Origin of the sequence: Porphyromonas levii DSM 23370, assembly GCF_000379925.1 — a bacterium.
Classification (GTDB): domain Bacteria; phylum Bacteroidota; class Bacteroidia; order Bacteroidales; family Porphyromonadaceae; genus Porphyromonas_A; species Porphyromonas_A levii.
Map to the genome: position 1 here is coordinate 1 of NZ_KB904234.1, position 18646 is coordinate 18646.

Genomic DNA, 18646 nt, shown 5'->3' on the forward strand with positions numbered 1-18646 from the left:
AAGGAGAGGGAGAGGAGAGGGAAACAAACAATTGGAAACATTCAGTAGCGAGCTAACCAAATAGCCCGCTGGCAATCTCGTGTCCCAAAGTGTACCCATTTACAATAATTGTGGTATTCAGTAGCTTATAAATAGATAAAAAAGACAAAGACCAATCTCCAAAACAGCCAAACACCTCCCAAAATACAGCAAAGAGCACCCCAAAGTACCCCCAAATACTACCCCCAACAGCGCCGATCTATACTTTGCGGAATCTAGGCTAGCGCAACCAGGGAAATTTTTCCCTAGAAATAAATTTATTTTTCTGTACAAATAAAAATATTTATTCCTAGAAATAAATATTTTTATCTCTAGGAATAAATTTGCCTTATTGCGGTCGTCGTAAAGACTGAGACCGCTCGCCAATATTTGGAATAAGCTATGTGCTGTATTTGCACTGCCTTGTGCTAGATGTTACGAGTCTAACCTGAGGGGGCAAATTTAGTTGTATTTTCTATCTAGTATCTCTTTCATCACTACGGCAGTGCGGAGCTTTTGTTGGATGTTACTATCTAGGTCTAGGATGTCTTTGGCTAAAGGATTACTCTTGCCTGCCTCTTTGGAGTCTAGAACTTCCACCATCAGTTTCCCTCCCTCTATCTCTGTGAGGACATCTAGGCTCTGGTAGTTTGTGGTGGGAGTAATCTCTTTGGGGGTGGGCAAGGTATTATTTAGTTTCATGTGCGCCTCTTCTCGCCATGCCTCTAGCTGGGCATCACGTTTGGCGTTATGCTCTGCTGCTTCCTCCATATCCTCTCTCTCTCGCTCCTGATGCTCTTCTATTATCTTTTTAAGTCCGTCGGAGCCCTTCTTGAAGATGAAGAAGATGATAGCAACCCATATTATCCAACTCATATTATTATGTTCTGTCTGTCAAGTTGTTTTTGGTATCTTTGTTTCTCAAAGTTAGCTAAATAGTATGGGCTGACCAAATAGATGTCAAATAATGAACGATAAGATAATAGATAATAGCGAACAGTCTAAGCTCCTATATATGGAGACCTATGGCTGCCAAATGAATGTAGCTGACTCCGAAGTCGTGTATGCGATAATGGAAACCATAGGCTACGGTATGACGGAGCGCATGGAGGATGCCGATGTGGTGTTTCTTAATACCTGCTCGGTGCGAGACAACGCAGAGCAAAAGGTGATTAACCGACTAGAGCAGATAGATGGTATTCGCCGGAAGCACCGCCCTGGGATGATTATTGGCGTGCTTGGGTGTATGGCAGAACGTGTTAAGGAGCGTTTAATAGACGAACACCATGCCGATGTGGTTGTAGGCCCCGACTCATATCTCGATCTACCTAACCTTATAGGAGCTGCCGAGGCTGGAGAGAAGGCTATGAATGTGGAGCTCTCTACCAACGAGACCTACAAGGATGTGATTCCGCTAAAGCTAGATGGCGTACATATCTCGGGTTTTATCTCCATCATGAGGGGATGCAATAAGTTCTGTAGCTATTGTATTGTGCCATATACTCGTGGTCGTGAGCGGAGTAGGGAGGTGAAGAGTATCCTCAATGAACTGGAGGAGATGAAACGCCTTGGCTATAGGGAGGTGATTCTGCTGGGGCAGACGGTCAATTCGTATCGGTATGAATCGCCAGAAGGGGAGGTAGTAGACTTCCCGAGGCTTTTGGAGCTCTTGGCTACAGCTGCGCCTAATATGCGCATCCGATTTACCTCTCCTCACCCCAAGGATATGACCGATGAGACCATTCAGATGATGGCTAAGTATCCTAATATCTGCAAGCATATCCACTTGCCTCTGCAGAGCGGTAGCAATACGGTTCTCAAGGCTATGCGTAGAGGTTATACTCGGGAGTGGTTTTTAGATAGAGTGGCAAAGATAAGGGAGTTGATACCTGATTGTGGTATTTCTACTGATATCTTCTGTGGTTTTCATGCCGAAGGAGAGGCGGAGTTTGAGGAGACGTTAAGTATTATGCGGGAGATTCGGTTCGACTCCGCTTTCCTCTTTAAGTATTCGGAGCGTCCTGGGACATACGCTGCAAAGCATCTTGAAGATCATGTGCCTGAAGAGGTGAAGCTAGAGCGCTTGCAAAGGATGATAGATCTGCAGCAGGAGATACAGGCAGAGAGTAATAAGGAGGATATAGGGAAAGAGTTTACGGTGTTGGTAGAGGGCTTCTCTAAGAAAAGTAGGGAGCAATACTATGGTAGGACACAACAAAATAAGGTGGTCGTTTTTGATAAGCAACAGCATCGTATAGGCGAATTTGTTCGAGTAGTGGTAGATGAGGTGTCGAGCGCTACGCTTATGGGGCATGCCATAGAGTCTAACCAAGTACTGATATAAGCATTATGTCTGGGATTAATTATAAGAAAGTAGTCGCAGTAACTGGGGGCGCAGGGTTTATTGGATCCAATTTCTTGCTAACTATGGTGCCTGAATATCCGGAGTACCTATTTGTCAATGTCGATGCGCTAACCTATGCAGGTAGTTTAGCGAATCTGAAAGGGATTGAGGGTGCTGAGAATTACTGCTTTGAGCGTGTGGATATCTCTAAGATAGAGGAGGTACGGGCGCTTTTTGCCAAATATCCGATTACTAATGTGGTAAACTTCGCTGCCGAAAGTCACGTTGATAGGAGTATTCTGGGACCTCTCCCTTTTGTGTACACTAACGTGGTGGGGACGGTAAATCTACTACAAACTGCGTATGAGGCGTGGAAGGGAGATTTTTCCAATAAGCGTTTCTTTCAAGTAAGTACGGATGAAGTCTATGGTTCTCTCGCTCATGATGAGCACGCCTTTATCGAGCAGAATAGGTATGAACCACACTCTCCATACTCTGCTAGTAAGGCGAGTGCCGACCACTTTGTGCGTGCTTATCACGACACTTTTGGGATGCCTACTTTGATTAGTAATTGTAGCAATAACTATGGACCACTCCAGTTTCCCGAGAAGTTGATTCCGCTGGTGATTCGCAATATTATTGATCAAAAGCCTATCCCTGTGTATGGGGATGGCTCTCAGGTTCGTGATTGGCTTTACGTGCTGGATCATGTAAGGGCTATTGAGTGCATTATGATTAAGGGAAAGCCTGGGGAGACTTATAATATAGGTGGAAATAACGAGTTGAGGAATATTGACCTCGTTAAGCTATTAATAAGGTCGGTCGATAGTATTCTAGGTCACCCTGAGGGGCACTCTCTAGGTTTGATTACTTTTGTCGCAGATCGCCCAGGTCACGATGTACGTTATGCGATTGACTCACGTAAGATCTCTCATCAGTTAGGTTGGCAACCAAGTGTGACGGTAGAGGAAGGGATGCAGCGCACGGTGGCTTGGTATCTGAAGCACCAAGACTGGCTGGAGTATGTCACGAGCGGTGACTACCAAAGCTATTACGAACAGCAATACGGCAATAGATAGTAAGAAGAGAGCGAGCCTGAGGAGGATCACCTTAGGCTCGTTTTATTTTTCGGTTGTATGTTAGGCGCGAGGTTGTGTCGGTTGCTTTATGTATGGCGGTTGGGGGTTGGTAAAGTAAGGAGGGGGTGTTGCGAGTATGGTGTTTGGTACTCTTATGCGCTGCAGTCTGGGATAGTACGATAGGGTATAAAAGAAAACGAGCCTGAGGATTTCCTCAAGCTCGATTCACTTGTGTCGGGGTGGTGGGATTCGAACTCACGACCCCCTGGTCCCAAACCAGGTGCGCTAACCGGACTACGCTACACCCCGATAAGTCCTGCATTCAAGTCTTTCTCTCGTTTGCGATGCAAAGGTACATAGAATATTTTAATCTACCAAACATTTCTGCCCATTTCCCTAAGAAAATCTTTCTCTGTGTGCCTATTTCTATCCTATAATGTACTCTAATAAGAGGTCTATCGTACTCAATATATTGTGTATCTGTATCTTAAAGAAAAGTGTGCTCTAGAGCACACTTTTCTTAGATTTTATGCTCTACTCCGCTATTAAGTGGAGTAGGTACTTGGCATACTCGCTCCCTTTGTACTTCTCGGCAGTAGCGCGTATGCTTTCGGCATTGAGCCACCCTTTGTTTAGGGCTATCTCCTCGAGGTTAGCTACCTGTAGTCCTTGACGGCGCTCTATGGCACGAATAAATTCGCTTGCCTCATGTAGGGACTCGAAGGTTCCAGTGTCTAGCCAAGCAAATCCACGTCCGAGAGGTTCGACAGCAAGCCTATTCTCACCTAGGTATAGCTGGTTTACCGTGGTAATCTCTAGCTCACCACGGGCAGATGGTTTTACTTTTCTGGTTACCTCTACTACATCGTTAGGATAGAAGTAGAGCCCTACTACAGCATAGTTACTCTTGGGTTCTGTGGGTTTCTCTTCTATAGAGAGCACCTTGAAATCTTGGTTAAACTCTACCACACCATACCTTTCGGGGTCGCTTACATAGTAGGAGAATACTACTGCCTCACGCTCCTCCTTAACCCTTCTTAATGCCTCCTTAAGCGTGCGGTCGAAAGACTGGCCATAGAAGATATTATCACCGAGGATCAGGCAAGCGTCTTCACCGGCGAGGAAATCCTCTGCTAGGAGAAAGGCTTGAGCAATCCCCTCAGGTCGTTCCTGTACGATGTAAGATAGAGAGATACCGAAACGGCTTCCATCGCCTAGTAACTTCTTGAAGAGTGCTTGGTCATCCGGCGTGGTAATGATTAATATCTCTCTTATCCCTGCCAACATCAGTACTGATATGGGGTAGTAGACGAGTGGTTTGCCATAGACGGGCAAGAGTTGTTTGGAAAATGGGATTGTCGCAGGGTATAGCCGAGTCCCTGATCCTCCTGCTAGTACGATTCCTTTCATGATTAACGGTTGTCGAGATAATTTTCGATATCCTGAGGGAAAGTATCCTTAAGTATTACCTTTTTCTCCTTATCTAGGAGGTAAAGGGTGGGGAGCGCTTTGAGGTCGTAGAGGCTTTCGTTCCAAATGACACCATCAGCATTATAGCCAGCGGTGGCGAAGTCTGGGACAATGCTGAGTTTACTGAGCCACTCTTCCACGTCGTCTTGGGCGTAGATGCAAAGTACCTTTAGCCCTTTTTTTACTGCACTCTTGATGATGTTGCTTGTCCCAATGTACTCCATAAACTTCTGGCATGTACCGCAGTCGGGATTGTAAAACATCAGAAGCAGCTCATAGCCCTTAAAGCTATTGTAGAGGGTGTGTTTGCTGCCGTCAGCCGTTTGGTAGGTAAAGTCCTCAGCAGGAAAACCGACTTTGTTTCTATTGAAGAGCGCCTTGCGGTCTTCAAGTCGAACTTGATCCGCAGTATCTAGGAGCCCTTGTTTATTGGCTTCTTCCATTACAAGGAGGTATCTCTCCTCATTAAATATAGGGGAATTGGGATGACCTAGGTAGTTTGCTCCAATCTCCAAGGCTATAGAGTCCATAGCTGGGGTGGCAAGGTTAAAGAAAGTGTCCATCGTTCGGCGTTGAACCTCCTCATCGGCATTGTTTCCGATGGCATATAAGTCGGAAAGCCATTCTTCCCTAGCCCTGTCATTGGCGAACATATCGGGGGTTATCTCCTCCACGCCCTCAAAGAGACCGCCGAGCATATATCCAGCCCTTTCAGTGGGGTCTGTCATGATAGCCGGAGGGGTAGGCATCTCGGGTGCTTGCGCAGAAGACTTCTTGTCTTCGCTTTTAGAACCGCCACACGCCCCTAGTAGCAGTGCTATTAGGAGCGTGAGGGAGCTTACTTTCAATGTATTGAAGTTCATTTCTTATACTTGCTAAAGTCTGCGTTCTTCATGGAACCAGTCTCCTTGAACTGGCGGTGGAATTCGAAGCAGGCATCTAAGTGCATCTTGGTCTGTCCTTGAGGAGCAATCTCTAGGTACTCACGTAGCTTCTCCCTGTAGTCTGGGTGTACCACCTTATTGATAATCTCCTCGGCACGCTGTCTTGGAGACTTCCCGCGAAGGTCTGCAATACCGTATTCGCTGATTATAATCTTCACAGAGTGTTCCGAGTGATCCAGGTGCGATACCATAGGCACGAAGCAACTGATATCACCATTCTTCGCTACCGATGGAGTCGTAAAGATGGATAGATACCCTGAGCGAGTAAAGTCGCCAGATCCACCAATACCATTCATCATCTTGGTACCGAGGACATGGGTAGAGTTGATATTACCATAGATGTCTGCCTCTAGAGCCGTGTTGATAGCAATGATACCAATGCGGCGTGCTACCTCTGGGTTGTTGGAGTACTCTAGTGGGCGGAGAAGAATCTTATCCTTGAAGAAGTCAAGGTTGCCGTATATCTTCTGGATGCATTCACGAGAGACCGAAAGAGAACAACCTGAAGCAAACTTCACTTTACCCTTCTCCATCAGGGTGATTACTGCGTCCTGGATCACCTCTGTATAGACATTAAAGGCTGGTATATGCTCATTCTCACCCATGGCTCCGAGCACTGCATTGGCTACATTACCTACACCGCTCTGCACTGGTAGGAAGTCACAGGGGATGCGCTCTGCCTTCATTTCCTCCTCGAAGAACTTAGCCACATTGGCTCCAATCGCTTTGGTCACTTCGTCTAGCGGAGCAAATGCAGAGTCGTCATTAGGCTCAGAGGTCTTAACTACGGCTACAATCTTAGCGGGGTCTACCTTTACACACTCCTGCCCTACGCGATCGTGTGGGTCAAGTACCGCTATAGCCTCACGATGAGGAGGGTCTTGAAGCTCGTAGATATCGTGCATGCCACGGATAGCCTTAGGATGGCGGTCGTTGAGCTCCACAATAATCTTATCTGCAAGACGACAAATGGTAGGCGTGATACCCACACCAGTGGTAGGGACAATCTCACCATCCTCCGTTACCTCGGCAGCCTCCACGATAGCAATATCTATCTTGCCCAAGAAACCATACCTGATTTCCTGAGCGAGCATCGATAGGTGCATATCGAAGTAATCAGTCTCTCCGTTATTGATTAGGTTGCGAAGATCATTGTTGGACTGGTATGGGGTGCGGAACTTCACTGCATTTGCTCTTGCAAGCTCACCATCTAGCCTATCGCCAGTAGATGCTCCAGTAAACATTCCAATCTTGAATGGTCTTCCCGCCTCGTGCTCAGCCTTGGCATGGCGAGCGATAGCCGCAGGTACTACCTTAGGGCAACCTGCAGGGGTAAAACCACTAAATCCAACATTGTCATCGTGTCTTACAAACTGCGCTGCTTCGTCAGCGGTCATAAATTTTAGCGCCATGATATATCTGTATCTATGCTAATGAATATATGTAGATTATCTGTGACAAATGTAGCTATTCTTTTCGACATTAGCGTCTTAGCCCTTCTTCTTTTTCGTGAAAGTCTCAGGGCGGAGTAAGCCATACCCATCTAAGGACTGGTGGATAGCGATATTGAGGACAAGGACTATCGATATAGTGGAGCACACGAGGTGCAAAACCATAATCATTATCTGGTATCGGATGGCTACATTTGGGGAACTACCGCCTAGGATTTGTCCTACCAAGGTGCCAGGCATAGAGACCAGCCCCATCACTGCCATCGAAGCTATTGTAGGGGTAAAGGCGGTATGAAGGGCACCCCGAATAAATGGACGAGTAGCCTCTTCCCTATTTGCTCCATTACAAAGCATATAGTGGTAGTAGCGTTCTCCGGTGCTAAGCCCTTGGAAAAGGGCATTGAGCCCAAGGACGTTGCTCCCTAGGATATTGCCCATCAGGCTACCACACATAGGGATGAAGTATCGGCTCTCAAAGAGATAGTCGAGCTGTACCACAAATCTTAGGAAGTACATTATCACCACAAATACCGCAAAGAGTATGGAAGCATATATCCCAGGAAGGAAAATCTTCTTATTCAGATCCACCCTTCCTATCATCTCTATGCTGCAAACACCCACCATGATGAGTAGCCATACAATATTGATCCAAGCGTTATTCCACTCAAAGAGGTACTTGAGATAGAACCCAACCAGAAAAAGCTGCACTACCATGCGGATTGCAGAGAGGGTGATAGACATCGCTTGTCCCGTATTGTAGTAGATGTGTACAGCTATTGGGATGAGCAGTAGGCATAAGCCTATCACGAGATTGGGTATAGAAATGTCCGCTGTATTCATAGCTTGTTCAGTGTTATCTGTCTGTGCATAGACTCCGCAAGTTGGGTGTCGTGCGTCACCGTTACTATTGTAGTGTCGTGGAGCTGGGAGAGGTATTCGATAAAGCGCTGAGTATTGGTATGATCGAGTGCTGATGTAGGTTCGTCCATCAGGAGTATCTTCCTGCCCTGCAATAGAGCGGAAATAATCAGCATCCTTTGCCGTTCACCACCCGATATCTTCAGCATCGGTTTACCCAATATGGTAGTGGGGAGCCCGAGCCGCTCTACTGCTTCCTCGTATCTCTGACGGTCGAACTTCTGCTGTCTATTCGCTTTGTATTTATAGGGTGCCTGAAGCATCTCCAGTCCCGTATCATAAGGTAGCTGAACCTCCTGAGGTAACCAACCGACTAGCGTGCGAATCTTGCGGATATGCTCAGGCACTACCGCTAATCCATCCACTACGATACTCCCTTCTCTTGGTATTGCCAGCCCAACTATACTATTTAGGAGCGTGCTTTTCCCCGCTCCCGACTCGCCAGTAATGGCTACATGCTCGCCAGTCTCTATCAAGTCGGTAAAGCGATCTATAACCAGTTTGTCTCCAAAACGAAAGGTGGCGTTACTAAACTCAATCATCACAAAATCTTCATCTCACTATTTGCCCTATCTATACAGCAAAGATACCTAATTATATATACCAGAGAGAGAGGTTGTGCAAAACATTCTCTGCACAACCTCTCTCTCTGGTTATTGGTATCTGAATAGCGCTGATTACTTAGCTAGTTTCTCGAGTGCTATGGAAGTCTTGCGAAGTAAAGGGTCTATTGAGATAGGCTGTCCTACTGCATGCTCCATCCACTGCTGAGGGATGATACGACCATAGGTGAGCATCCGTGTAAGCTCCTTGGCAATATTCTTGTCCTTTACTGCCTCCTCAATTTGGAAACTAATCAAGTGTCCGATAGGGTAGTTAGGCAAGTAGAGAGGGTTATCAATCATGTGAGAGTACACAGCGAGAAGAGGTTCATCCTTTCCTCCAAGAATATCGGCAAAGTAAGTATTCCATACCCTTTTCGCTTCGGTAAGTACAGCCTCACGAAGCTCAGCAGGTGTGGCTTCTGGATGCTGATAGATCCACTCCCACACGGCAATATCTACTAGCGAAACGCCCATAATCTCCATGGTACCCCAGAATGCAGTCAGAGCTTCCCAATGCTCATCTTCTGGAGATGGGTTGGATAGTCCAAGCATCTCTAGATCACGCTTTTGGAATAGGAATGCGACAGCCTCTGTGAATGCTGTGTTAGGTACACCGCTGAGCATGTAGTAGTCTACATCCTCCAGTGTAAGTACCTGCTCCACGTTGTGTCCAAACTCATGAATAGCAATATTGTAGCCCTTATAGTCCATCCCCTCTGGAGTAATCCTTGTGCGAAGGTGAGCCTTCTCGCCCTTCATAGTTGCGCCCCAAGCATGTCCTGCTCCACGAGATGGCTCTACTACTACTTGCGAAACAATCTCATTTGCCTTGGCTTCGTCCCATCCTAGGTTCATGAGGATACGAGGTAGGTCTTTCCATACAGCCTCAGCATTTGGGTACTTCGCCTTGGTGATAGCATCTAACTCCGACTCGGGCAATCCGCCACGACCCTTGAAGCCATTATACCATATATCATGTGGCTCAAGAGGACGACCTAGGCGCTTAGTGATAAAGGCAGCAACCTCCTTGACCTGAGGTGAGGATAGAAGTCCCTCAAATAGCTTTACTACATCGGCTTGTAGTAGTTCCATATTGCCTTCAAAGGCACGGTGCAGTTGCGTAGGCATCTGTGGATAGTACTGATCCAGCTTTTGGTGCTGACGCATAGCCGTAAGTAGGTGGTTGTAGCGTATATCCTCCTCTCTCGCAGGGTTGCTTAGCTCTTTGCCCGATCGGAATACCTTATTAGATATAGGTTGCCAAGTCACCTCTGGGTTATTGATAACCACGGCAGGGATATCTTGCTTTACGATGTGCTTCATCACCTCGTAGATCATGCGCTGTTTCTCTAACCCCTTATCCGCGATGGAGTAGTTGCTCTTGATTTCGTCACGCAGTCCCCAGTGGGTAATTAGCTTTATGCCATCAGGGAAGAGCTGCTCGCCAGCTTCGTTGCGCAGCTTATCCATACATATATTGTAGTCCGAGATGTAGGCGTCTGCTCCTGTTAGAGTTTTAGAGACTTCCATCTTGAGCTCGGCTGGTACACGAGCTGAAAATAGGTCGCCCATACGAGCGTAAGCCCACTCCAGCCTGCTCCATTCCTTTCCTTTGGTGCTCTTTTCAGCTAGCGAATAGGGCGGAAAGTTGAGTGCCGTAACGAAAGCTAGCTTTGTGGCGTACATATCATCCGAGAAGTGTGATGATACATCGTAACTTCCTACTATGAGGTCGATATCCTGCATAGGGTCTCCATTAAGATGTAGTGGTTCCTTTAGCTTGACATCGATTAGGTTGTAGTGACCGAGAAGAATCTCATAAGTGCGAGACAGTCTTTCAAATAATAGCTTGCGGGCTTCGCTGTCTTTGGCAAAGTTCTCCACGCAAAACTTTTGGAATGCATCGCAATCACCATCACTTGCTGTCCAAAGAGTGGCAACGTGCTTCACGCCTCTCTCTAGTAGCTCCTTGTTGCTACCAGCGGGAAACTCCTTCTTCATGGTTTCGATAGTCTTCATCTGTACACTAGGGCAAATCGGATGATCTCCCTCCTTTGTCTCTTGCGCCCTTAGAGGGTATGCTACTACAGTGAGTGCTGCCACTAAGAACCACATCCAAACTTTCTTCATAGGTTACAATGGTTATGATTATACTAGTTTCGCAAAAGTACAAAATAATTAAAACAAAATGGCTATTTCGATAGACCTACTTCATAGTTGCCAAATTGGAGCGGAATAAGTTGCCTGATAGTAGGGCGGTGATGAGCTGGGGGCGTTTTGCGCTTTCCGTATTTGTATTTTCTAGATAGATAGCCAAAGATCGTTGAGGTCGTAAAGAACCCAATTGTGGTAGGTATTCCGTGTATAGTCTCTCCCGCAATGAACTCCAGTTCCTCCCGCGAGGGACTCGAGTTTCTCTGGCGAGAGACTGCAGTCCCTCCCGAGAGAGACTTTCCTTGCTCCCTAGTGTAATACTTTTTCCTATGTATAGGGCGATCTGTGAGAAAGGGAGAGACAATCACTCCTCCTAGTCAGAGTCTCTTGTACAATATCCACTCAGTGGTCTTGGTATCGGTCTTCAGACTTGTCGAGTTGCCGATACTCGCTTATATTTCTTTGATCTACCATACTGTATTACAGAGATATTCTGTCTAGTCTGTGTAGTAGAATTAGCACAATTTATATTTTTTAGAGCTTGATATTTCCGATATAATAGGTACATTTGCGCAATAGGAGACTATATAGAATCCCAGGTGGAGATAGAATAATAATAAATTATAATTTACAACTACAAATGAAAAAGACTTTACAACTTTGGATGAGTCTATTCGTGGTAGCGCTACTTGGTAGCTATACCCAAGTTGCTGCACAGGATCCTCAAGTGCAGCCTCTTCCAATTGACAAAGATGTTCGAGTAGGGAAGTTGCCTAATGGGCTTACTTACTTTATTCGCCACAATGAGATGCCTAAAGAACGTGCTAACTTCTACATCGTACAACGTGTTGGGTCAATGCAGGAGGAGGACAATCAGTCAGGTTTGGCTCACTTCCTCGAGCACCTCGCTTTCAATGGCTCTCGCCACTTCCCAGGTAAGGGGATGATTAACTACTTAGAGCGTATTGGCGTAAAGTTTGGTGAAGAACTAAATGCTTTTACCTCTTTTGATGAAACTCGTTATACGATTAAGGATGCGCCTGTAAATCGCGATGGCGTGGTGGACTCTTGTATCCTTATCCTTCGTGATTGGAGCGATGGTATTGCTCTATTAGATGAGGAGATTGATAATGAGCGTGGCGTAATTGAGGAGGAGTGGCGTCAAAGTGAAAAGGGTAATACTCGTGTACTTACTCAGGTGCTCAAGAGAATGTTCCCCGGACTTAACTATGGTAAGCGTATGCCTATCGGTAGTATGGATGTTGTCCGTAACTTCTCTTATCAGGAGCTACGCGACTACTACCATAAGTGGTATCGTCCAGACCTTCAGGGTCTAGTGATTGTAGGTGATGTTGATGTAGACGCAGTGGAAAAGAAGATTAAGGATACTTTCGCTGATATGAAAGCTCCTGTGAATCCTGCTGAGCGTGTATATGAGGAAGTGCCTGATCGTGAGGCTCCAATTAGCATCGTGGTAACTGATCCCGAAGCTACGAGCAATTACATCTCTATCTCTACCAGCTATGATGCTCTTCCAAAGGAGTATAAAGCATCTGCTGTTGGTCTTTCTAATAATTATATGACCACTGTACTAAGCATGATGATGAATACCCGTCTGGAGGAGATTGCACAGAAGCCTAATGCTCCATTTATCGGTGCAGAGATGAGTATTGGTCCTATCATGGGATTGACAATGACTGAGGATAACGTGGATATTACTGCTGTATTCGAACCTAATAAGGGAGAGATAGCACTAAACGCAATTGCTGCTGAGATCAAGAGAGCTAAGGATTTCGGATTTACTGCGGCCGAGTATCAGCGTGCAAGTGCAGAGCTAGTGAATAGCTATGAGAATAGCCTTAATTCTAAGGCAAACCGTACCAACACTTCTTATGCTGATGAGTATAGCAGCTACTTCACTAGTGGTGGCTATATCCCAGGTATCGAGTTCGAGTACCAGCTTATGAGCCAGCTAGCTCAGGGTCTACAAGTAGATGTTATCAATCAGATGTTCCAGCAGTTGCTAAATAGCAATAATACTGTAGTACTTCTTATGGGACAGGAGAAGGAAGGTGTTTCTTTCCCAACTGAGGAGGAGCTAATGGCTGCTTACAAAAAGGGTATGGAGCAGGAGGTAGAGGCTTATAAGGATGAGTTCTCTAACGTACCTCTAATGGATAATCTTCCAGATCCAGGTAAGTTACTTAGTGAGGAGAATGACCTGAAGTTTGGTGTTACGAAGTGGACTTTTGAGAATGGTGCCACCGTATACCTACTGCCAACAGATTATAAGAAGAATGATATTCGTCTTTATGGTATCAGCCATGGTGGTTATCTACAGCTTGCCGACAAGCTTGGTTCTGTCAATACTCGATCTTTCGATATGGCAGATGTGGCAGGTGTTGCTAACTTTGATAATACTGCACTCTCTAAGGTGCTCGCTGGTAAGACCGCTTCTGCTAGTACATTTGTAAATGGTCTATCAGAGGGCGTGAGAGGTAAGTCTTCAGATAAGGATCTCGAGAGCATGTTGCAGCTGATGTATCTCCGTATGACAGATATGCGTAGCAGCGATAGCGACTTCGCCGCTCAGGTAGAGAAAGCGAAGGTTATGCTTAAGTCAAGTACAGCTGATCCAATGTATGCTTTCTGGAAGGCGCTTCCAGGTGTTCTCTATCCAGGGAATGAGCTTCGCCAGCAGAAGACTGTGGAGGAGTACGACCAGATTGACTACGCTAAGATTGTAGAAGCATATAAGGGTAGGTTTGCTGATGCGAGCGATTTTACTTTCTTCCTAGTTGGAAGCTTTGACAAGGCAACCGTACAACCACTCCTTGAGCGCTATATCGGGTCTCTTCCAAGTACTCATTCTAAGGAGGCGGACCAGAGCGCTCTAGCTCCTAAGATGAATCCTAAGAGCACAGATAACACTATCACACTTACCGGAACAAACCCAATTGCTGCTTCTATAGCTGTATTTGTTAATGACGGCAAGTATGGTATGAAGGAGAATATGGTTGTTGATATCCTTGGTGAGGTGCTTAGCCAGCAGTTCTTCAAGAGTATTCGTGAGGATGAAGGAGGTACTTACGGTGTTGGTGTACAGGCTTCTGTACAAGAAGCTCCTAGAGGTGAGGAGTCTTTGCTGATTTACTACCAGACTAATCCAGATCAGGTAGAGAAGCTTAACAATAAGATTATGAGTGAGCTTCAGCTTGTAGCAGATGGCAAGATCAATATTGATGAGTACTTCAATAAGACAGTGCTCAACATGGAGAAAGCCTATGACCAGAATGTGCGAGAGAATAGTTACTGGCTAAATGTTATTAGTTCTTACTATTTCAAGGGCGAGAACTTCCATGACAACTATCTAGAGACGCTTCGTAGCATTACTACTGCTGATGTTCGTGCTGCGCTTTCTGAGATACTCAAGGGTCGTAAGCTAACTCAGGTTGGTATGACTAAGTAATCGAACTAAGGATAGTTACTAAATAAGGAAGAGGCTACGCAGCACTAAACTGCGTAGCCTCTTCCTTATCTTCACTGCTCTAGGTCTCCAAAGATAAAGGAGGGTGGATTGAGAATGTATAACTTTTCTGTAGCTCGGGTCATAGCGGTGTATAACCAACGGCAAAAGGAGAGATTAATCATCTCTGGAGTGAGATAACCGAAACTGAGGTATACCTCTTTCCACTGCCCACCTTGAGCTTTATGGCATGTCATAGCATAGGCGTACTTGACTTGAAGGGCATTAAGATAAGGGTCTTGACGAAGCTTTAGGTATAGGTCTCTGCGATTGGTAATATGTGGGTAGTCACTGCAAACCCCTTCGTACAGCACTTGGCGCTGCTCCTTAGTGAGTGCTGGCGCTTGTGTAAATAGGCTGTCCATCAGGAGCTGTGCCGAAATAAAGTCTCCACTGGTGTCTTGGAGTTCAGCTTCTCTGAAGGTAAAGCCATGAAGTTCTTGTTCTCGTCGAGTGCCTAACACTTTTAGAATTTCTCCATTCGCAAGGAAGTTGCTTGTGGCATTGCCTTGGCTGTCTACGGGTTGGTATAGATAATTATTGCGCACGACCATGAGGTTTTCACCCGGGACAATCTCCTCGTCGTAGTACAATGAACGGTTGCGGATGGCTTTGTTGTATTCTTCGGCATCCCTATTGGAGCGTGTGACAAGAAGCGTCTCTTCTTGTCCGACTCGTCGGTAAGAGTCTTCTACCAGCTCTGGTAGATCATAGCCTGATATGATTTCTACTTCACCTCCAGGCTCAGGCATAGGGAGGAGTGGTTCGGACCAATCTTTGCCTTGCTGTAGGTCTAAGATTCTGCCCCTAAGTAAATAGCTAAGGTAGACGATTTCTCCACCTTTTTCCTGGCGTACGATATCTTTGAGAACACCTTGGTACAGCACCGAGCAGTAGCCAAGAAGGTAGTCTGGATTGAGTGAGGGGCTGAGCTCTGTGCCGACGGGAGGAAGCTGGGCATCATCTCCGATAAGCAGTATCTTGCTTCCTTCTATGCTAAAGCAAAAGTCGGTAAGGTCATCGAGCAGGTGTCCACTTCCGAAGGTTCCAAATCCATCGCTCGAGTTATTGATCATCGATGCTTCGTCAATAATATATAAGGTGCCAGGCTGGTGCTTATTGAAGTTAATCTCATAAATTACCCCCTCGCTAGAGACTCTCTGACGGTAGATGGTTCTATGGATGGTAAAAGCTGGTAGCCCGCAGTAGTGCTCCAAGACTTTGGCAGCTCTACCAGTGGGCGCAAGTAGCATCTGAGGGCTGTGGTGCTCTTGTAGCATGCGCGATAGTGCTCCAATGAGGCTACTTTTTCCTGTGCCGGCATATCCTCGAAGGAGAAATATGGAGTGCTCAGTAGGGTCTGAGAGAAAGTTTTGAAGCTCTTCTATTACTGTCTGCTGGCTTAGTGTAGGCTTGAAACCAAAATAATCCGCTATTTGAAGCCTGTTGTGTGTCATATTCCCTGAAAATTGACTATATTTGAACGCTCATTTCTGTGGAAGTCTGAATAAATGTTGCTACTTTTGTACAGACTATCTGTGAGTATGAGAAGGAATTCCTTCTCCTCTAGATGGAGCGTTGATTGTTTGTGAATGCAAAATAACAAATATATTTGATGGTATGAAGACTTTAGTGAAAATTTTGTTGGCCTTAGCGGTTATTGGTCTGGGGTGGGCTGTGTATAACAGTATCCAGGTGCCAGCGGACTTTGATAAGACCAAGACAGCTCGTGAGCGTGCAGTGATTAAGGAACTAGTGGATATCCGTGCAGCTCAGATAGCTTACAAGCAGGCACATAATGTGCATGCTGCCAACTTTGAGGAGCTACGTAGCTGGCTCGAGACGGGTAAGGTGACTACTATCTTCCGTGTGATGGAGCTTACTGAGCAGCAGCTCGAGGATGGTATGACTGAGGCAAAAGCAAATGCTATTGTCCGTAAGGCAATGGCGACGGGCAACTGGGCTGAAGCTGAGGCTGCTGGTCTATCTAGCATTGTTGACGGTAAGCGTGTTTCTTTCGTTCGTGATACCGTGCCAGAACTAGCAAAGACTGCAGTATTTAGGGATCGTCCTGATTTCGATGTTCAGAAGCTCGGTATTGTTCCTTTCTCTAACGGTGCTGTATTCGCTATGGATACTGCTAGCGTGAAGACTTCTTCAGGCTTTGATATCAAGGTGTTTGAAGCAAGCACTACTTACGATGTATATCTAGGTGACCTCAATAACACTGAGTTGCGTAATCTTACAGACAAGCAGGTACAGATCGGTAAGTTCCCTGGTCTAAAGGTCGGTTCGCTAACTGAGATTAATAACTACGCAGGTAACTGGGAGTAATCTAGTGCCTACATGATTTTAAGAAAGCACACCTCTGTACCTCATGCGTGAGGTGTTGGGGTGTGCTTTTCGATAATATAATATTGAGGTGGGTAATATAATCACAATCGATCCTAAGCGTGAAGCTTCATACTCTGCCGACAAGGCACTTAATATGGAGGCGTACTTGGTAGTAAGCCGTGCCCAAATACAGTATGCAGCTCGCCCTATCGATGACAACTCTACTATTTATACTGCTACTGCACAGTTAGTCAACCATCCTGATGGAGGGATGCAACAGCTCTTTTGGGAGTATCCTCTATTTGCATTGCCTTACAAGAGTACTGTGATAAGCGTAGAGGATAGTAGCTCGTTTGTGGTAGTACCTCAAGATTTATTAGGAAGCGCTTCTAAAGAAGAATGGCTAGGAGTTGCTACTGGACTTAGTGGTCGTAGGGTAATGTCTATCGATATGGAGGAGGAGCGCTCTACTGTAATTTACTCGATAAGCCAGGAGCTCTTTGATTTTAGTCAGCGTTCGTTTTCTATCCCTTCGTATACCCATTGTATTGTTCCGCTGATACGATTGGCGGTTACATTTACTCGTCGTGACGTGCCTCGTGTGGTGATACTGATGCATCTCGGAGAGTCCATTAATGTCGTAATCGCTACAGAAGGACGGTTGTTGCTTGCTAATAGATATAAGGTGGCTAGCGATATTGATACTCTATACTATGTGACAGCTCTTTACCGGCAGTTTAAGTTTAGTCCTCAGGATACACCTCTCTTGGTGTATAGCCTTGAGGGAAGAGGGAAGTTGCTTAGCCTACTCGGAGATATAATTAGTGATGTGAGGTGGAATAGCTATCCATATCTCTCAAAGGAATACCAACAGAATAAGGTGCTTACGACCATACATCAACAACTTGTATTACAGCTACTATGCGTATAATTAGTGGACAATACGGGAAGCGCCGCTTCCCACTCCCTACGAGTTTCAAAGGACGCCCTACTACCGATATGGCAAAAGAAGGGTTGTTCAATATCTTGGCAAATAGGATTGATTGGGAGCAAACACGAGTACTAGACTTATTCGCAGGCAGTGGTAGTATTGGCTTCGAATGCCTATCGCGAGGTGCACACGAGGTACTTGCAGTAGAGAAAGATCCTCGCCATGCTTCGTTTATAAAGTCAGTAGAGGATGCCCTCTCTGACCATAACCATAAAGTGCAGACGAGAGATGCACTTAAATATATAGAAGAGTCTCGGGCGGATCAGCCTTTCGATTTAATCTTTGCTGACCCTCCCTATGCTCTTCCTCAGCTACCGGACTTGCCTGGCATGATACTCGGTAGTAGCTTACTTGCGCCTGATGGATTGCTGATAGTAGAGCATCCTCGGGATATCAGTTTTGGTGATAATGAGTGCTTTGTGGAAGTTCGTCGTTATGGCTCTGTCCACTTCTCATTTTTCACAAAGTAATATTAATATATAATACACAGATGTTATGGGATTAATTGGTTCTCTTATTACAGGGTTTATAGCTGGCTCACTAGCTAGCTGGATTATGCCTGGTGGCGGTCGCCACTGGATTGTAGATATCATCCTCGGTCTACTAGGTGGTCTAGTAGGTGGATGGGTGTTTGATATGCTTGGTATCGCTACTGGTGGTGGTTGGTGGATTAACCTTATCATCGCTATTATCGGTGCATGTATCCTGATCTTTATTGGTCGTCTTTTCTCTAAAAAGGAATAGAGACACAATATTTTATAGTGCGGAGTGGTGGAAGATACGTCTTCTACCACTCTTTTCCTTTCTTGGAT

General features: G+C 45.8%; 15 protein-coding genes and 1 tRNA gene. 7 read left to right on the top strand and 9 right to left on the bottom strand.

The genetic code is table 11. The features are described 5' to 3' along the window. Nucleotides 1–480 precede the first annotated feature (480 nt). The gene (locus A3GG_RS0102240; RefSeq protein WP_018357705.1) at nt 481–894 is read right to left on the bottom strand and encodes a hypothetical protein; all 414 of its coding nucleotides are present in this window, start codon (nt 892–894) and stop codon (nt 481–483) included. A 91-nt stretch (nt 895–985) separates the two neighbouring features. On the opposite strand from A3GG_RS0102240, the gene miaB reads away from it, so the two are divergent. Further along, complete coding sequence (miaB, locus tag A3GG_RS0102245) at nt 986–2362, top strand: tRNA (N6-isopentenyl adenosine(37)-C2)-methylthiotransferase MiaB (protein WP_018357706.1); 1377 nt, start codon at nt 986–988, stop codon at nt 2360–2362. 5 nt (nt 2363–2367) lie between these two features. Then, nucleotides 2368–3441 carry a dTDP-glucose 4,6-dehydratase gene (rfbB, locus tag A3GG_RS0102250; protein WP_018357707.1) on the top strand — a complete coding sequence of 358 codons (1074 nt, stop codon included), beginning with the start codon at nt 2368–2370 and terminating at the stop codon, nt 3439–3441. A 234-nt stretch (nt 3442–3675) separates the two neighbouring features. Here the strand turns inward: rfbB and A3GG_RS0102255 are convergent. The 7 genes from A3GG_RS0102255 to A3GG_RS0102285 all read right to left on the bottom strand — a co-directional run bounded on the left by A3GG_RS0102255 (nt 3676) and on the right by A3GG_RS0102285 (nt 10959). Beyond that, nucleotides 3676–3750, bottom strand: a tRNA-Pro gene (locus A3GG_RS0102255). A gap of 225 nt (nt 3751–3975) precedes the next feature. Then, complete coding sequence (gene rfbA, locus A3GG_RS0102260; protein WP_018357708.1) at nt 3976–4851, bottom strand: glucose-1-phosphate thymidylyltransferase RfbA; 876 nt, start codon at nt 4849–4851, stop codon at nt 3976–3978. A gap of 2 nt (nt 4852–4853) precedes the next feature. After that, a complete protein-coding gene (locus A3GG_RS12745) occupies nt 4854–5774 on the bottom strand; it encodes a DUF5106 domain-containing protein (RefSeq protein WP_018357709.1) in 921 nt (306 codons plus the stop codon). Then, a complete protein-coding gene (locus A3GG_RS0102270; protein ID WP_018357710.1) occupies nt 5771–7267 on the bottom strand; it encodes a butyryl-CoA:acetate CoA transferase in 1497 nt (498 codons plus the stop codon). Before A3GG_RS0102270 ends, A3GG_RS12745 begins: the two co-directional genes overlap by 4 nt. 78 nt (nt 7268–7345) lie before the next feature. After that, the gene (locus A3GG_RS0102275) at nt 7346–8146 is read right to left on the bottom strand and encodes an ABC transporter permease (protein WP_018357711.1); all 801 of its coding nucleotides are present in this window, start codon (nt 8144–8146) and stop codon (nt 7346–7348) included. Continuing rightward, complete coding sequence (locus A3GG_RS0102280) at nt 8143–8766, bottom strand: ABC transporter ATP-binding protein (RefSeq protein ID WP_018357712.1); 624 nt, start codon at nt 8764–8766, stop codon at nt 8143–8145. Before A3GG_RS0102280 ends, A3GG_RS0102275 begins: the two co-directional genes overlap by 4 nt. Nucleotides 8767–8901: 135 nt before the next feature. Further along, nucleotides 8902–10959, bottom strand: coding sequence for a hypothetical protein (locus tag A3GG_RS0102285; RefSeq protein ID WP_156808647.1), 2058 nt, complete (start codon nt 10957–10959; stop codon nt 8902–8904). Between the two features lie 664 nt (nt 10960–11623). Here A3GG_RS0102285 and A3GG_RS0102290 point away from each other — a divergent pair. Further along, nucleotides 11624–14452 carry a M16 family metallopeptidase gene (locus A3GG_RS0102290; RefSeq protein WP_018357714.1) on the top strand — a complete coding sequence of 943 codons (2829 nt, stop codon included), beginning with the start codon at nt 11624–11626 and terminating at the stop codon, nt 14450–14452. A 71-nt stretch (nt 14453–14523) separates the two neighbouring features. Here the strand turns inward: A3GG_RS0102290 and A3GG_RS0102295 are convergent, their stop codons facing one another. Then, nucleotides 14524–15966, bottom strand: coding sequence for an ATP-dependent DNA helicase (locus A3GG_RS0102295; RefSeq protein WP_018357715.1), 1443 nt, complete (start codon nt 15964–15966; stop codon nt 14524–14526). Between the two features lie 163 nt (nt 15967–16129). Between A3GG_RS0102295 and A3GG_RS0102300 the strand changes: the two genes are divergently transcribed. The 4 genes from A3GG_RS0102300 (at nt 16130) to A3GG_RS0102315 (ending at nt 18578) form a co-directional block, all read left to right on the top strand. Next, entirely contained in the window at nt 16130–16843 is a 714-nt protein-coding gene (locus A3GG_RS0102300; RefSeq protein ID WP_018357716.1) for a hypothetical protein, read from the top strand. Nucleotides 16844–16931: 88 nt separating this feature from the next. Then, nucleotides 16932–17774, top strand: a complete 843-nt coding sequence (locus tag A3GG_RS0102305) for a DUF3822 family protein (protein WP_018357717.1) — start codon at nt 16932–16934, stop codon at nt 17772–17774. Further along, complete coding sequence (rsmD, locus tag A3GG_RS0102310; protein WP_018357718.1) at nt 17765–18304, top strand: 16S rRNA (guanine(966)-N(2))-methyltransferase RsmD; 540 nt, start codon at nt 17765–17767, stop codon at nt 18302–18304. The genes A3GG_RS0102305 and rsmD overlap by 10 nt, the downstream gene beginning before the upstream one ends. A gap of 25 nt (nt 18305–18329) precedes the next feature. Continuing rightward, nucleotides 18330–18578, top strand: coding sequence for a GlsB/YeaQ/YmgE family stress response membrane protein (locus A3GG_RS0102315; protein WP_018357719.1), 249 nt, complete (start codon nt 18330–18332; stop codon nt 18576–18578). Nucleotides 18579–18646: the final 68 nt, after the last annotated feature.

Excerpts from the sequence above, each read along its gene's own strand:
- A3GG_RS0102240 (WP_018357705.1), bottom strand. The coding sequence starts at position 894 with ATGAGTTGGATAATATGGGTTGCTATCATCTTCTTCATCTTCAAGAAG.
- miaB (WP_018357706.1), top strand. The coding sequence starts at position 986 with ATGAACGATAAGATAATAGATAATAGCGAACAGTCTAAGCTCCTATAT.
- rfbB (WP_018357707.1), top strand. The coding sequence starts at position 2,368 with ATGTCTGGGATTAATTATAAGAAAGTAGTCGCAGTAACTGGGGGCGCA.
- rfbA (WP_018357708.1), bottom strand. The coding sequence starts at position 4,851 with ATGAAAGGAATCGTACTAGCAGGAGGATCAGGGACTCGGCTATACCCT.
- A3GG_RS12745 (WP_018357709.1), bottom strand. The coding sequence starts at position 5,774 with ATGAACTTCAATACATTGAAAGTAAGCTCCCTCACGCTCCTAATAGCA.
- A3GG_RS0102270 (WP_018357710.1), bottom strand. The coding sequence starts at position 7,267 with ATGGCGCTAAAATTTATGACCGCTGACGAAGCAGCGCAGTTTGTAAGA.
- A3GG_RS0102275 (WP_018357711.1), bottom strand. The coding sequence starts at position 8,146 with ATGAATACAGCGGACATTTCTATACCCAATCTCGTGATAGGCTTATGC.
- A3GG_RS0102280 (WP_018357712.1), bottom strand. The coding sequence starts at position 8,766 with ATGATTGAGTTTAGTAACGCCACCTTTCGTTTTGGAGACAAACTGGTT.
- A3GG_RS0102285 (WP_156808647.1), bottom strand. The coding sequence starts at position 10,959 with ATGAAGAAAGTTTGGATGTGGTTCTTAGTGGCAGCACTCACTGTAGTA.
- A3GG_RS0102290 (WP_018357714.1), top strand. The coding sequence starts at position 11,624 with ATGAAAAAGACTTTACAACTTTGGATGAGTCTATTCGTGGTAGCGCTA.
- A3GG_RS0102295 (WP_018357715.1), bottom strand. The coding sequence starts at position 15,966 with ATGACACACAACAGGCTTCAAATAGCGGATTATTTTGGTTTCAAGCCT.
- A3GG_RS0102300 (WP_018357716.1), top strand. The coding sequence starts at position 16,130 with ATGAAGACTTTAGTGAAAATTTTGTTGGCCTTAGCGGTTATTGGTCTG.
- rsmD (WP_018357718.1), top strand. The coding sequence starts at position 17,765 with ATGCGTATAATTAGTGGACAATACGGGAAGCGCCGCTTCCCACTCCCT.
- A3GG_RS0102315 (WP_018357719.1), top strand. The coding sequence starts at position 18,330 with ATGGGATTAATTGGTTCTCTTATTACAGGGTTTATAGCTGGCTCACTA.